The 14526-nt window shown below is 35.4% G+C and carries 13 protein-coding genes; 6 read left to right on the top strand and 7 right to left on the bottom strand.

Annotated elements, in window-relative coordinates; genetic code table 11:
* Positions 1-61: 61 nt before the first annotated feature.
* Positions 62-1831 carry a GAF domain-containing protein gene (locus KIK00_RS19005; RefSeq protein WP_255813871.1) on the top strand — a complete coding sequence of 590 codons (1770 nt, stop codon included), beginning with the start codon at positions 62-64 and terminating at the stop codon, positions 1829-1831.
* Between the two features lie 155 nt (positions 1832-1986).
* Positions 1987-2382 carry a hypothetical protein gene (locus KIK00_RS19000; RefSeq protein ID WP_255813870.1) on the top strand — a complete coding sequence of 132 codons (396 nt, stop codon included), beginning with the start codon at positions 1987-1989 and terminating at the stop codon, positions 2380-2382.
* Between the two features lie 135 nt (positions 2383-2517).
* Here KIK00_RS19000 and KIK00_RS18995 read toward each other — a convergent pair whose 3' ends face one another.
* On the bottom strand, positions 2518-3693 hold the full coding sequence (locus KIK00_RS18995; RefSeq protein ID WP_255813869.1) for a Pycsar system effector family protein: 1176 nt from the start codon (positions 3691-3693) through the stop codon (positions 2518-2520).
* 26 nt (positions 3694-3719) lie between these two features.
* On the opposite strand from KIK00_RS18995, the gene KIK00_RS18990 reads away from it, so the two are divergent.
* Together KIK00_RS18990 and KIK00_RS18985 are read left to right on the top strand one after the other, a co-directional pair.
* Positions 3720-7436 (top strand): metallophosphoesterase, encoded by a 3717-nt coding sequence (locus KIK00_RS18990; protein WP_255813868.1) that lies wholly within the window; start codon positions 3720-3722, stop codon positions 7434-7436.
* 299 nt (positions 7437-7735) lie between these two features.
* The gene (locus KIK00_RS18985) at positions 7736-8455 is read left to right on the top strand and encodes a hypothetical protein (protein ID WP_255813867.1); all 720 of its coding nucleotides are present in this window, start codon (positions 7736-7738) and stop codon (positions 8453-8455) included.
* Between the two features lie 85 nt (positions 8456-8540).
* On the opposite strand, the gene KIK00_RS18980 is transcribed toward KIK00_RS18985, so the two are convergent.
* The 6 genes from KIK00_RS18980 to ruvX all read right to left on the bottom strand — a co-directional run bounded on the left by KIK00_RS18980 (position 8541) and on the right by ruvX (position 12946).
* A complete protein-coding gene (locus tag KIK00_RS18980) occupies positions 8541-9350 on the bottom strand; it encodes a hypothetical protein (protein WP_255813866.1) in 810 nt (269 codons plus the stop codon).
* Positions 9351-9387: 37 nt separating this feature from the next.
* A complete protein-coding gene (locus KIK00_RS18975; protein ID WP_255813865.1) occupies positions 9388-10260 on the bottom strand; it encodes a hypothetical protein in 873 nt (290 codons plus the stop codon).
* A 55-nt stretch (positions 10261-10315) separates the two neighbouring features.
* Positions 10316-11083 carry a nucleoside triphosphate pyrophosphohydrolase gene (mazG, locus tag KIK00_RS18970; protein WP_114820976.1) on the bottom strand — a complete coding sequence of 256 codons (768 nt, stop codon included), beginning with the start codon at positions 11081-11083 and terminating at the stop codon, positions 10316-10318.
* A gap of 247 nt (positions 11084-11330) precedes the next feature.
* Entirely contained in the window at positions 11331-11885 is a 555-nt protein-coding gene (locus tag KIK00_RS18965) for a DUF5606 domain-containing protein (RefSeq protein ID WP_184559709.1), read from the bottom strand.
* 75 nt (positions 11886-11960) lie between these two features.
* Complete coding sequence (gene def, locus KIK00_RS18960) at positions 11961-12533, bottom strand: peptide deformylase (RefSeq protein WP_149835105.1); 573 nt, start codon at positions 12531-12533, stop codon at positions 11961-11963.
* A complete protein-coding gene (gene ruvX, locus KIK00_RS18955; protein ID WP_255813863.1) occupies positions 12530-12946 on the bottom strand; it encodes a Holliday junction resolvase RuvX in 417 nt (138 codons plus the stop codon). The genes def and ruvX overlap by 4 nt, the downstream gene beginning before the upstream one ends.
* A 115-nt stretch (positions 12947-13061) precedes the next feature.
* On the opposite strand from ruvX, the gene KIK00_RS18950 reads away from it, so the two are divergent.
* Complete coding sequence (locus KIK00_RS18950; RefSeq protein WP_255813862.1) at positions 13062-13538, top strand: histidine phosphatase family protein; 477 nt, start codon at positions 13062-13064, stop codon at positions 13536-13538.
* Complete coding sequence (locus KIK00_RS18945) at positions 13519-14412, top strand: archaemetzincin (protein WP_255813861.1); 894 nt, start codon at positions 13519-13521, stop codon at positions 14410-14412. The genes KIK00_RS18950 and KIK00_RS18945 overlap by 20 nt, the downstream gene beginning before the upstream one ends.
* Positions 14413-14526 lie beyond the last annotated feature (114 nt).

The raw sequence follows: 14526 nt of genomic DNA, 5'->3' as shown, positions 1-14526 counted from the left end.
ATAAAATTTTAATCCTGCCGATATTCTCCTTTTTTCATAACTTTACTTTAAATTTCAGCTTTTGGCTAATCTCTATAAAAAAGACTCTCCTTTTCAGGTTTATATATCATTCAAAAAATATTTGGATGTTCTGGAGCATATCCGACATAACGACAGACTGGAGTACAGAGTCAACTATGCAGAATCTTTGATCGAAAGCATCAGAAATTTTAAAGAACTCAGAGAAGGGTTTCAGGATACTGCACTTCTTGAAAAACATGAAGACCTCATCAGGGTGCTTCTTGCCGATCTTTTCCCAACCGGGCTTACCAGAAATGAGATAAAAGCGGCAAGTATTCCTCTTTCAAACATCACTTTCAATTATACCGAAAGGTTTAAAGATATTCTTAAAGATGCAGGAAAAGACTTCGAAATAGAACTCAGAAATATTTCAGATAATGAGTTTTATGTATTCTGCTGCTGCCTTATTCTCCAGAGCTATTTCAAAAAAGATATTAAAAGTACGATTCCGTTCTATTATGATATCCCCAACAAACAGGGGATTATGAAACATTATAAGATTACAGTCAATTCAGATTTTACGGAAATTGCCCCTACAGAAGATGCTAAAATCCCATCTGATGATGTTCTGGATATGCTGTTGGAAAATCTGGATGATTTTAAACTGTGGAAAAAACATTTTCCATCGCAGTCTTGGATACTGAAAGGATTTACCATTATTTCACTGGTAGACTGTACGTCTGAAGTAGCACTTTCTGACCTGAAATCAAGCATGATTGAAATTGATCCCGAAGATTTGAATCCCAATGAAAATCTGACCGAAATTTTCAAATCTTATTTTGATGTTCCGGAACTCAGCTTCGGACTCATGACTTTCAACAAAAAAGAACAGAAACTGGATAAACTTCCTATTTATGAGAGTCTTCTGACCAATCATATTCTGGATTTCTGGATCAATGCTTTTGACGAAGATACGCGTAAGAGTACGTTTAATAATTTAAATCATAATTCAAAACCCGTTGTTGTTTCCAATGTAAACAATCTGGATGAAAATGTAAAACAGCTTCCTTCATTCAGTATTTTAAAGGATAATAATGTCAACAGCTTCATGGTAATTCCTATAATGAAAGACGGCGAGCTCCTTGCGATCATGGAATTCACCTCTCCTATTGCCGGCAGTTTCAATGGTTTAAAGCTCAAAAAACTGGAGTTTTTCACCGATATGGTTCTTTTCTCCTTAAACAGATTCTACTTTGAGAAAAATTATCAGATAGAAGCTATTATCCAGCGTGAATATACTACCATCCACGACAGTGTGGTCTGGAAATTCAGGAATGAAGCTGAAAAGTACTTCACGGCATCACTGGGAAAAAAAATATATACTTTAAAGCAGATTTCTTTTAAAAACCTTACTCCGTTATTCGGGGTTTCTGATATCCGTTCCTCATCAGAGAAGCGTTTTAATCTGATGCTTCAGGATCTTAATCAGCAGATTGAATGGCTGAATGAGATTTTTGTACTCACCAATTCCGATTCAGAAAAATTTGTGCTGGCACTGGATATTTTTGAGAATGAATTAAACAATGAAATCAAAGCGGATACAGAACAACAGCGTTTTCAAAGATTATTAAGAGAAGAAATTCATCCTTTTTTACAGGGGAAACTGGAAGTAAGAACTTCCAGAGAAATAAAGGCAAAGCAAAGATCAAAGATTATTTTTCACACATCTTTGCACCTACAGATCTGTTTTATCATCACAGAAAAAACCTGGATGATTCTATCACACTGGTCAACCGAAAACTGGCAGATTTACTGGATGAAAGCCAGATAAAAGCGCAGGAAATTTTTCCGCACTACTATGAGAGATTTAAGTCTGACGGTGTAGAGCATAACCTGTACATTGGATCTACCATCGCTCCTGAGCTGCACTATACCTCAAAAGTTGTCCACAAACTGAGATACTGGCAGTTGAAAACCATCTGTAAAATGGAACTTGAGTTTCAGTCGTTCAAAAAAAATCTTCCTGTACAGCTGGATATTGCCTCACTGATTTTTGTATATAATGAAAAAATAGACATCCGTTTCCGAATGGATGAAAAACGCTTTGATGTAGACGGAGCTTACAACTCCTATTACGAAATTATCAAAAAACGTCTGGATAAAGCGCATGTGAAAGATTCTTCAGAACGCATCACCGCTCCCGGAAAAATCACCATCGTATATTTCGGAATGGAAAATCAGAAAGAATATCTTGACTACATTTCAAAACTTCAGAAAAAAGGAGTTCTACAAAATGATATAGAATTCCTAAAAGTAGAGGATCTCCAGGGAATTACGGGATTGCTGGCGCTGAGGGTTTCTTTTACACTTCCACAGGAATAGAAACCAATAATTTTTAATCCACAAAATAAGTATCCGGCTTCTTCAGTCAGTCTGCAATAAACCCCAAAATAATACTTGGAATAAATTTTTTATTCTTCACCTGTTCCAGGTGTATAGGAGAAAGAAGTCTTTCAATTAGAGGCTAAGAAATGCAGCCCCAAAAGATAAAACGGAAATAATAATTCCAGCCATAAAGATTTTATAGGTAATGGATAAAAGCTTGTACTTCCTGTCCAGAACTTTCCCAAGATAATACAGATCTTTTACCATAGAATCGTAGATATAATCTCTGTCTTTAATAAGATCTTTCATCGCATTGTGATAGTCATCAAACAACATCTGCTGAAAGTTTCCAAAGAACAGCAGGTTTACTTTTCTGTTTGCAATATCCTGAGAAGTAAATGTGGTTTTCGTCACATTGGGTTTTGTGGATAAAATAGCAAATATGATGGTAAATACACTTGATAACAGCAGTATGAAACTCGGAAGAATCAGATGGGAATTTTTAGGAGCATCCAGCTTCGGAACCAATACTGAAAGACAAACGGAAATAATAATTGCGTTTACAGATAAAAGGATATTGGCCTTGCTGTCTGCAATATCACTCAGTCTTGTATGGTTGTTAAGCGTTACTCTGAATAAAGTATCTACACTTCTGTCAGATTTTTCTTTTTCCTTTTTACCTTCTGAATTATCCTTTTTATTGTCTTTTTTCTCTTCTTCTTTTTCCAATTTCTTTTCGATCTTTTTAATGTTCTTCTTTTTCAAAGGTTCCCAGTTTTCTTTGGCGTAGTCCGTATAAAAAGTATGCTTGTTTTTCAGCATATCCAGATTTCCGGCGTTCCATTCTTCATTAGAAAAACATCTTACATTAGTCAGCTCCCATTCTTTTCTCAAAGCATCGGAAATATCGTTATAATCATGACCTGCAAAATGACTGAAATCAGCATCTTTTACAATTTTTTCCAGTAAATTCTGAGGTTCATAATGTATTTTCGTAGCCAGAATGAGTTTTTCAACATCCGCGATATAATTTTCCGGATAATTTTCTTCCTGTAAAAAGGCTTTCATCACCTCCACACTCCTCTCTTCATGGTTCAGGGCACATTCTATATACCCGGTATCATGAAACCATAATGCTACGAGTACTTTCTCCTGATCCTCTTCAGAGACAGGAGTATTTTTCATGATTTCCTCAGCCTTATTCACCGTATAGGCAGTATGGATAAAATTATGATAAAAATATACTGAAGATAACTTATCTTTGAATAAGATTTCAACATAATTTTTAGCTTTTTGTAGAATGCTCATTCCTGAAATTTTGTTAATGTAAATTTATGAATTTATCCTTTAAAACTCATCTAAAAAATACTTCTATTGTTCTTCGAACTGTAATGTCCGCAGGAGCACTTTATTCCTGTGCTACATATAACGTACAAAAGGGCAAAAACTTATTTGAAGTAAAAGATTCTGAGATAAAATCTGAAAATGATTTTAAACTTTTTCTGATTGGAGATGCAGGAAATGCAGATGAACCTCAGGCACAAAAAACACTTAGTTTACTGAAAAACCAACTGGATTCTGCAGACAGCAACTCTATGCTGATCTTTTTGGGAGATAATATCTATCCCAACGGCATGCCCAAAGAAACAGATAAAGAGTATGCCTCAGCTAAAGAAAAACTGGAGAATCAACTTGCTATTACTAAAAATTTCAAGGGTAAAACATTGGTAATTCCTGGAAATCATGACTGGTATAACGGACTGGAAGGATTGAACACCCAGGAAGGACTGGTAAAAAAATACCTAGACGACAAAAAAGCTTTTCTGCCTAAAAACGGATGCCCTATTGATGATATCAACGTCTCTAAAGATATTAAGCTTATTGCTATTGATACGGAATGGGTTATTGCAAACTGGGACAACTACCCCGGAATCAATAAAAATTGTAATATCAAAACCCGTGAGAATTTTTTTGATGAATTTAAAGATCTCATTATCAAAAATCAGGGTAAAAAAATCATTGTTGCTTTACACCATCCCATTATCAGCAGTGGAACTCATGCCGGCTTTAATTCTGCAAAGTCACATCTTTTTCCTTTAAAAAGTAAGATCCCTGTTCCTGGTGTTGCAAGCTTAATCAATATTTTAAGAAGTTCCTCAGGAGCAAGTCCTGAAGATATCAATAACCAGCATTACGCGGATCTGGCCAACAGATTGAAAAGTATCGTTCAGGATAAGGAAAATATTATTTTCGTTTCCGGGCATGATCATAATCTTCAATATCATGAGGATGAAAACATAAGACAAATCATCAGTGGTGCTGGTTCTAAAACAGATCCGTCTACCATTATAGAAAAAACTGATTTTTCTTACGGAGGCAGCGGTTTTGCCGTTTTAAATTTCAGAAAAGACGAAAGTACAGACGTTGAATATTTTTCTACAAAAGATGCAAAGCTTCAAAAACTGACTCATATTTCAGTAATTTCCAAGCCGGATGTATTTGTTAATAACTTTCCAAATTCTTTTCCTCAGACATTCTCTTCCACTATTTACCCGGTACAGCTTACTGAAAAAGGGAAATTTTACCGTTGGTTATGGGGAGATCATTACAGAAGATATTACGGAATACCAATTGAGGCTCCAACAGCAAATCTTTCAGAATTGAACGGAGGATATATTCCTTTCAGAGAAGGTGGGGGGAACCAATCCAACAGTTTACGTTTGAAATCTACAGATGGACAGGAGTTTGTGATGCGTGGAGTGAAAAAAAGTGCTATCCGCTTTCTTAACAATATGGCTTTCCAGAAAAGTACATTAGGAGAAGAACTTGCAGATACATTCCCTGAAAAATTTCTGCTGGATTTTTATACGACCAATCATCCGTTTACCCCATTTACTATTGGAAATATGTCAGAAAAGCTGGGTATTTTCCACAGTAATCCAAAACTGTATTATATTCCTAAGCAGCAGGCTTTGGGAAGATATAATGAAAACTATGGGGATGAAATGTATATGATTGAAGAGCGTTTTTCTTCTGACCCTAAAACATTAGCTTATCTCGGTAATGCAAAAGATATCGTTTCTACGGATGATGTATTAAAGAACCTTAGCAAAAACAATAAATATTCTGTTGACAGAGAATCCTACATCAGAGCTAGATTATTTGACATGCTTATCGGTGATTGGGACAGACATTCGGATCAGTGGAAATGGGCAGAATATGAGGTAGGTGACAAGGTAGTTTACAAACCTATCCCAAAAGACCGGGACCAGGCGTTCAGTAAATATGATGGAGCAGCATTCAGGCTTATTATGAATGTTCCGGCCATCCGCCATATGAAAACTTTTACAGAAGATATCAGCAGTGTGAAATGGCTTGCCATGGAACCCTATCCAATGGATCTTGTTTTTTTAAAAGGAGCAGATCAGACAGAATGGGAAACACAGGCAAAATATATTCAGGACCATCTTACTGATGCAGATATTGATGATGCTTTCCATAACCTCCCAAAAGAGGTACAGGATGATACCATTGCTGAAATTCAAAGAAAATTGAAAGTAAGAAAAACAAAACTTCAGAGCTACGCCGCTCAATACTATGATGTATTACAGAAAAAAGTATCTCTGGCAGGAACGGTAAATCCTGATAAGTTTGTCATCACCAAAAATGGACATTCCGTACTCGTACAGCAATATAAGCTGGGTAAAGATAAAGATAAGAATGAACTGGTTTTTGAAAAGACTTATTATGATTCAAAAACAAAAGAATTATGGATCTACGGACTGGAAGATGATGACATCTACGAAGTAGCCGGAACCGGCAACCCTAGAATGAATATCCGACTGATTGGTGGATATAATCATGATACCTATACTGTAAGTGACGGAAGAAAAGTGAAGATTTATGATTTTAAATCTCAGAAAAACACTTATAATGCTGGCAATGCAACCAGGAACATCACGGATGATTATGACATTAACAGCTATAATTATAAGCACCCGAAATACAATTCTTTTGCAGGATATCCAAATTTGGACTACAACCCGGATGATGGGGTCATTGTAGGTGTTCTGGCCAATTATACAGTTAATAATTTTATCCGTGATCCTTATACTCAAAGACACAGCTTAAAAGCTAATTTTTATACTGCTACTGCAGGATTCAGCCTTACTTATAAAGGAGTATTTAAAAAGGCTATCTCAGGTTGGGATTTCAATCTGGATGCATTTTATACTACCCCAAGGTTTTCTCAAAACTTCTTTGGATTGTCCAATGAAAGTGAATATGACAAAGAAACTACAGAAAGAGAATACAACAGAGCCAGAATTTCAAAATTCAACTTTGCACCTTCTATCTCTCAGAAGAGCTGGATGAATCTGAGCCATCAGTTTCAATTGACTTTCGAAGATAATAAAGTTCAGAGAAAAGCTGACCGCTTCATCAACCAGTCACCGGACGTAAGACCGGGCGTATTTGACAGCCAGCAGTTTGTAGGGGCCAATTATACATTTGGTTATAAAAATGCAGATAATGTAGCTTTTCCTACTCTTGGACTGGAATTTATGCTTAATGCTGATTGGAAGGCAACTCTTTCTGACTTTAATAGAAACTTTTTGACTGTAAAAGGAAAGCTTGCCATTGATCACAGAATTGACAAGAAAGGAAAATTTGTTTTTGCCAATTCCAGTAACGTAATGTGGATCAATAATAATAATTTTGAATTCTATCAGGCTGCGACTATTGGGGGTAATAATGGAATGAGAGCTTTCAGAAATGAGAGATTCTCAGGAAGATCTTATTTTACCAATAACTCAGAAGTACGATGGGATTTCGGGAGAGTAAGAAACAATATTATTCCTGCGAATATGGGAATCCTTATCGGATATGATATCGGCCGTGTATGGAATGACAATGAAAATTCCAGAAAATGGCATCAATCTGCTGGCGCCGGTGTTTGGTTAAGTATTGTAGAAATGGTGTCTGCAAGACTGAATTATTTCTATGGCTCAGATGGCGGAAGACTTTCTGCAGGGATAGGAATGAAGTTTTAAACAATCAAATTTTCATCACCCTGTATTTCAATTTTAAGGCATATACAAAGCATTGTTTAAAACCTATTAAAACTAATTACAGTTGAATATTCAAAAAAAATCAATTTTAATTAAATTTAATAATTCTAATTTTCAGCACACATTTTTCATCAATAAAACAAATATGGCTTTTAAATAAAAGCCATATTTTCAGCCATATAACTCAATACCACAGATAGTGTTATATGTTTATCAATTCTTTAAAAAACAGACATATTAAAAACATTTTATATTTGTCTCAACAAAAAATCAACAATTAGATGAAAAAAAAGCCATTATATATGGCATTATTTGTCATGTTCACACATTTAAATGCACAGATAGGGATTAAAACATCAACTCCTCAACATACATTACATGTCAACGGTTCACTACAGGTAGTTAAAGACCTGAATGTAGGTGGTGACGGTAGAACAAAAGGTAATTCAGGAAACAAAGGTGAAGTCTTAATGTCAAACGGAGCCGGAAATACTCCGGTATGGAAAACGATTGAATCTGAAAACTTCTTAAAAGTAGTTTATGTGGGAAACAAAACAGACATCAGCCCAGCTAGTGGCAGTTATACAGGAACACACTCTACTCCTGTCAATACTCATGAAAATTACTCACAAACCTATGTTTTCAATGTAAGCAATAAGATTGATACTGCTTACTTGACTTACAACTCAACAACAGGACTTTTCACAGTAGTAAAACCCGGGTTCTACAATATTGTTCCTTATGCAACCTATGATCTCAATTTAAATCCATCGGGACAAACCGCTGGAACAGCCAATTCTTATATACAAAAAGTGTCTCCTACACTCACAACTCTTGCAGGCATATCTACAGGACATGGAGAACGCACTACAGGATTGAATCATAATCTGTCATCTATTAACTTTTTCAATACAGGAGAAACTTTCAGAATACGCTGCCGTTATACTCAGGATTTCAGATTGTCAAGTGGTAACATTCATATATCTTACCTTACTCCGTAAACAATACAAATGTCAATCACTTCAATAACATTCATATATTCAAAAACCCCACAGATTTCTCTGTGGGGTTTTATATTTAGTATCATTATGGATATGGAAAGTATAATAATACCTGTCCGTTTGTATCATATTTGTAACCCCATTGACTGCTTGAATGCCCTGGCGGATATGTCATATTGCCATTAGCAGGGTTGGGCAGATATTGACTAATCGTTTCTTTTGCTCTGAAATTATTAGTAGATAAACTTTTTTCGTAAAAATCATCATTGATCAAATACAGTTTTTTGAACGGATTTGCAGCATTATCAAAATCAGAATAGGTAGTAGTCGTTATTTTATTATCTACACCTCCCGTTTTTTCTAACACTTCACTCTTAATAAGATTTTTTTTGCTATCAAAATAATAGGATGTATAAAGTTCCCAACCTCCGCTTTTTTGATAGGTTACTATTTTATCTTGCTCATATGTATAGCTTTTTGATGTTTCCAAGTAGGAAGGATAGCCGGTATAGTTTATATACTTTTCAGCTTTTATGGGTCTGTTATTTTCCATTAAATAGATGACCGTTCCATAACTTACAAATCCCTCTGGTCCGAAATGATCCACTTGCACTTTATTACTAGTATATGTCAGCTGGGTAAGTACATTAGGATTAAAAAAACCACCAATACCTGTAGAATAATAATATTTTCCAAGCATTTTTTTTAACCTTCCATTCTCATAGGCAAACTGGTAATATTTTTCAGGGCTAGGCATCGTAGAAAAACGATAATCCATCTCAAAAATATACCCCTTATCAGGTTCTAACTCCGCTTGCGTACTCTCTATTGCATCATCATTTGTACTGCACGAAAATAAACTTAGTGCAAATAAAATATAAAATAAATTCTTCATATCCATCTAATCAGCCGCAAAAATAGGGATAAGCTGTTTAAAAAGAAAATGTATACACATTTCCACCTTCTTCTTTCCCTTTCTCATCAGCAATCATTAATGTTTTATCATCAAGAAAAACAATAGCTTCCTTCTGGGAATTATGATTCAATGAAATTTTCTGAATTTTAGCAGAACTGAAATCGTTAGCAGTAAAACCTGTAAGGACATGTACATTTTTATGCGTGAGCAACACAATTTTATCTTTCGTACTGTTGATGGTAGCTGAAGTGATAGCAGCATCATTATACCCGCCCTGAAGTTTTAATGTTCCTATTAATTTTGCTTCAAAATCACCCTCTTTATTAGGCACCTGGAATACAAGGAAAGTTCCGTCAAAACCTTTGCTTCTGTTTTTGGTGAATAAGTAAAAGCTACCATCCATCTCTACAAAAGCTTCACAATCATATAACAGGTTTGATTTTTTTGGTGGAAATTCTGTCTGACCCTGATAATGGAATTTTGTGGTCTGAACAACTTTTGTCGTAGTCTGTGCAGTGCTGGTAAGATCAGTTTTTAAAATTGCAAGATCGGTACGGTTGTTATCATTATTACCAAAATCTCCGATATAGATATTTCCCTGAGAATCTGATATGATGTCTTCCCAGTCTGTATTTTCAATATTTTCTACCGGTACTTTTGCTAACATTTCTCCTTTGTTATTGATGCCGTATATTGCATTTTTATTCCCCCTGTCTTCTATCACCCAAATGGTATTCTTATCTTTTGATAAAGCAATTCCGGAAACTTCCTTCAACTTCTTGGGCAAAGGAAACTGTATTTTAAGTTCATCCTCTTTTGCAGGAGAATTCTGAGCTTTGGGATTGCAGCTCAATAAAAACAAAACGGGTAAAATCAGAAAGCGTAGCATATTTATTATTATTTTTTTACTGAACATAAGAAGCATTAATTATTCCAATCAGGAGTTATGAAAGTTTTTTTGCCTTTTCCCAGAGAACATCCATTTCTTCCAGAGACATATCGGCAAGTTTTAAATCCTGTTCTTCGGCAAGCCCTTCCATCTTTTGAAATCGTGAAATAAATTTCAGGTTGGTTCTTTCCAAAGCAGAATCAGGATTAATTCCAGAGATTCTGGCATAATTGATCAATGAGAAAAACACATCACCCAGCTCCTGCTCCTTTTTATCGAGATCCGTCTCAGCATGAAACTCCTGAATCTCCTCATCAACTTTTTTCCATGCATCTTCGGCATCATGAAATTCAAAACCAATTCCTTTTACCTTATCCTGGATTCTGTAGGCTTTTACCAAACTTGGCAAACTTTTCGGCACTCCACCCAAAATGGACTTATTTCCTTCTTTTAGTTTTAATTTTTCCCAATTCTGTTTCACCTCTTCCTCATCTTTCACTTCGGTATCTCCATAGATATGAGGATGGCGGAAAATCAGCTTTTCATTAAGAGAATTGATCACATCTGCGATATCAAAACTTTCTTTTTCAGAACCAATTTTAGCATAAAAAACCAGGTGAAGCAGAACATCTCCCAGTTCTTTTTTTATCTCCTGCAAATCATTCTGTAAAATAGCATCTGAAAGCTCATAGGTTTCTTCAAGGGTAAGATGGCGAAGCGACTCTAAAGTCTGTTTCTGGTCCCAAGGACATTTTTCACGCAGATCATCCATGATATCCAGTAATCTTCCGAAGGCCTCTAGTTTCTCCTGTTTCGTATTCATAAGTAATGGGAAATTCAATCTTATACAAATGTAAGGGTTATTTTGGGTCTGTGGTAGTGGTTATGGGTGAAAGTTTTGGTGTATGGGGTGTGAGATACGGAGTGTGGGGTACCAGATTTAATGTTTTAAAATAAAGCTTGAACTTAGCAGAAATTCCCCTAATCCCTATTATCTGCCATCTAATAAAAAACCAAAAGCCTTGTCAGAAATTTCCTGACAAGGCTTTGTATTTTTAATTCAAATTGAATTATCCTTGTTTTCTGTGCGTACTTTTTGGAGCTGATTTTGCAGCTGAAGTAGCTTTTACTTTTGGTGCAGCAGGTTTTTCTGCTTTTGGAGCTTTCTTAGCTTCTTTTTCAATGTTTAGTTCTTCTGCAGGCTCTCCATCCAAAGTTTCAGGCTCTGCCTTTACAAAACTTTCAGGAGTAATATATCCCGCTTTATGAAGAACATTGTACCACTGAGCCAATTTCTTGATATCAGAAGCATATACTCTTTCTGTATCATAGTTAGGTAAAGAAGACAACATAAATTCCTTCAAGTCTGCATCAGAAGATTTGTGAGAGATTGTTTCCTTGTAGTCGTTGTTTTTAGCAATATTTTCAAAAACTTCGAACAAAGGAACTTCTTTCTCAAATGTAAACATGGCAATATTATCCAACAAACTTACCTGGCTTGAGTTTCCAATACTTACTTTTTTCTTACTGGTAACATCTTCAATGATGAATCCGTTTCTTAATTGAGAAACTAATTTGTAAAGTCCTGGTTTTCCAGAAATTGAAATTATTTTTTCTAACAGCATAATTTTATTTTTTGTAAATTCTGCAATCAGCCTTAAGCTTTTTGCTTTATATTATTTCTTTTATCCTTGTTTAAATTATTTTGGAAATCTCATTTTGTAACCAATGTTTACGTCACCCTGAGAGATTTTTGTCAGTTTACCTTTTACCAGTTTCTTCTTCAGAGCACTCAGGTGGTCAGTAAACAGTACCCCTTCAATGTGGTCATACTCATGCTGAATTACGCGGGCTCTAATATCGGAAAAAGTTTCTGTATGTTTCACAAAATTTTCGTCATAATATTCAATAACGATTGTACCTTTTCTTTTTACATCTTCTCTTACATCCGGAATAGAAAGACATCCCTCATTGAACTTCCATTCTTCACCTGATTCTTCAAGAATTCTGGCATTGATGAATACTTTTTTAAACTCTGCCAGTTCATCTTTAATATCTTCATAATCCTCATCTTCGGCAAGAGGTGTAACATCTATTATAAATACACGGATATCCAAACCGATCTGAGGCGCTGCAAGACCTATGCCATTTGCACTGTACATCGTTTCGAACATGTTATCTATCAATTCCTGTAATTCGGGATAATCTTTGTCTATATCTTTTCCCACTTTTCTCAAAACAGGATCCCCAAAAGCTCTTATCGGTAAAATCATCTTAATCTTTGTTCTAAAAAATTCTGCAATATAATGGTTGCACTTACTTTATCTATTAATCCTTTTTCCTGCCTCTTTTTCTTACTTTTTCCACTTTGGGAAATAAAAAACGAAGCCATTTTGGATGTAAATCTTTCATCAAAACGATGGACCGCAATATCCGAAAATTCTTTTTTAAATTCTTCAATGAATTTTAAAATATCGATTTCTACTTCCGAAACGTTTCCTTTCAAATCTATGGGAAGCCCAACTACTACTTCATCTACCTTATTTTCACTGAAATATTTTTTCAAAAATTCCAATAAAAAGCGGTTCTCTACAGTCTCCAGCCCACTGGCAATAATCTGCATATCATCAGTTGCAGCGATACCACAACGAGCCTTTCCGTAGTCAATTGCAAGGATTTGTCCCATAAGTCTGCAAATTTAGTAAAATTTACTGATTTTATTCATAACGCAGTTTTTTTATATAAATCATGTTTTATTCCATTATTTTTTTTATAATTTTAATCTTCCAAAAAACAATTATATGAAGAAACTCATCCTCGTAAGACATGCAAAAAGCGACTGGCCGGAGGAAACGGAGGACTTTGACAGACCTTTGGCAGACAAGGGTTTGACAGACGCTATGCACATGTCCAGATTCCTTAAAAACAATAATATTTCCATCGATCACTTTGTGTCCAGCCCCGCGGTACGCGCACTGAATACCTGTAAAATTTTTAATCAGGCTTATCAACTTGACTGTTCTACTGATGAAAAATTGTATAATCCTTCGGAAAGAAGTTTTGAATCTGTAATTTATGACCTGGATGATACTCTGAATTCAGTTGCTTTTTTCTCTCACAATAATGGAATTTCCAATTTTGCCAATTCTATTTCTGAAGATATTTTCCATTTTCCCACCTGCGGAGTTGCTGGTTTTGAGGTAGACTGTGAATCCTGGTCCGAATTTGACGGTGCCAAAAAGAAACTTCTGTTCTTTTATGAACCGGGGAAAATATAACGTTACGTCTCTCTTTTTTTATGCAGGTCTGTTCATTCTTCTTTTTTCATGTCAGAAACAGAAGAGATCTTATTTTGAATCAATTGCACTGAATGATATAAAACTCTCGGCTTCTCCAAGACCCGGAAGCTGGCGGTATAATCATGATGAGCATTTCCAGACATTTGAAGATTTTCAGAAATTAAAAAAGATAAAGCCCGAACCTGGAAAAAACACTATTTATCTTCAACCCATCGGAAAGTTTGATGAACTTCAGGAAAAAGAAATAGCACTCACAAAAGAATATTTAAAAATATATTTCCAGCTGGAAACAAAAATCCTTCCCGTTTTACCCAATACGATCTTTCCTGATAAAGTCAAAAGAATTTCAGAGGAAGGAAAGGAACAGATTCTGGCAGGTTATGTACTGGACAGCATTCTAATCAAAAGAAAGCCCAAAGATGCTATAGTACTGATGGGAATTACAGAGAAAGATCTTTTTCCAAAACCGGAATGGAACTATGTTTTCGGGCTTGCATCTTATGAAGACGGTGTAGGTGTAACGTCTATGTACAGATTTGCAAATGGTCATTTAACAGACTCCAAATTCAATGAAAGTCTTCTAAGATTAATAAAGATCAGTTCACACGAGATCGGGCATATGTTCGGAATCAGCCATTGCCTGAATGCCAACTGTGTGATGAATGGAACCAATTCACTTCCGGAAACAGATTCTCATCTTGCAAGAGCTTGCTCATTGTGTCAAAGAAAACTGAATTCCAGCATCCATTATAATGATAGAAAAAGACTTTTGGAATTAAAAAATTTCTTCGAAAAACAGCACCTTAATACAGAACTTACTTTAGCTAATCAGGACCTGAATCTTGCACAGTAACCATCATTTTTTGCCAGAGGTGGTTTAATTTCGGCAAAGCCATTTTCCGCTGTATATAATAAGAAGAACGGGCTAAAGCCCGTTCCTATTAAATATTTTTCTACAATTTTGTCT

It is taken from the genome of Chryseobacterium sp. MA9 (assembly GCF_024399315.1).
Lineage (GTDB): Bacteria > Bacteroidota > Bacteroidia > Flavobacteriales > Weeksellaceae > Chryseobacterium.
This window is presented reverse-complemented; position numbering and strand designations above follow the sequence as displayed.

Coding starts and splice junctions, on each gene's coding strand:
- KIK00_RS18950 (WP_255813862.1), top strand. CDS start 13,062: ATGAAGAAACTCATCCTCGTAAGACATGCAAAAAGCGACTGGCCGGAG.
- KIK00_RS18980 (WP_255813866.1), bottom strand. CDS start 9,350: ATGAAGAATTTATTTTATATTTTATTTGCACTAAGTTTATTTTCGTGC.
- KIK00_RS18975 (WP_255813865.1), bottom strand. CDS start 10,260: ATGCTACGCTTTCTGATTTTACCCGTTTTGTTTTTATTGAGCTGCAAT.
- KIK00_RS18985 (WP_255813867.1), top strand. CDS start 7,736: ATGAAAAAAAAGCCATTATATATGGCATTATTTGTCATGTTCACACAT.
- ruvX (WP_255813863.1), bottom strand. CDS start 12,946: ATGGGACAAATCCTTGCAATTGACTACGGAAAGGCTCGTTGTGGTATC.
- KIK00_RS19000 (WP_255813870.1), top strand. CDS start 1,987: ATGGAACTTGAGTTTCAGTCGTTCAAAAAAAATCTTCCTGTACAGCTG.
- KIK00_RS18965 (WP_184559709.1), bottom strand. CDS start 11,885: ATGCTGTTAGAAAAAATAATTTCAATTTCTGGAAAACCAGGACTTTAC.
- mazG (WP_114820976.1), bottom strand. CDS start 11,083: ATGAATACGAAACAGGAGAAACTAGAGGCCTTCGGAAGATTACTGGAT.
- KIK00_RS18945 (WP_255813861.1), top strand. CDS start 13,519: ATGAACCGGGGAAAATATAACGTTACGTCTCTCTTTTTTTATGCAGGT.
- def (WP_149835105.1), bottom strand. CDS start 12,533: ATGATTTTACCGATAAGAGCTTTTGGGGATCCTGTTTTGAGAAAAGTG.
- KIK00_RS18990 (WP_255813868.1), top strand. CDS start 3,720: ATGAATTTATCCTTTAAAACTCATCTAAAAAATACTTCTATTGTTCTT.
- KIK00_RS18995 (WP_255813869.1), bottom strand. CDS start 3,693: ATGAGCATTCTACAAAAAGCTAAAAATTATGTTGAAATCTTATTCAAA.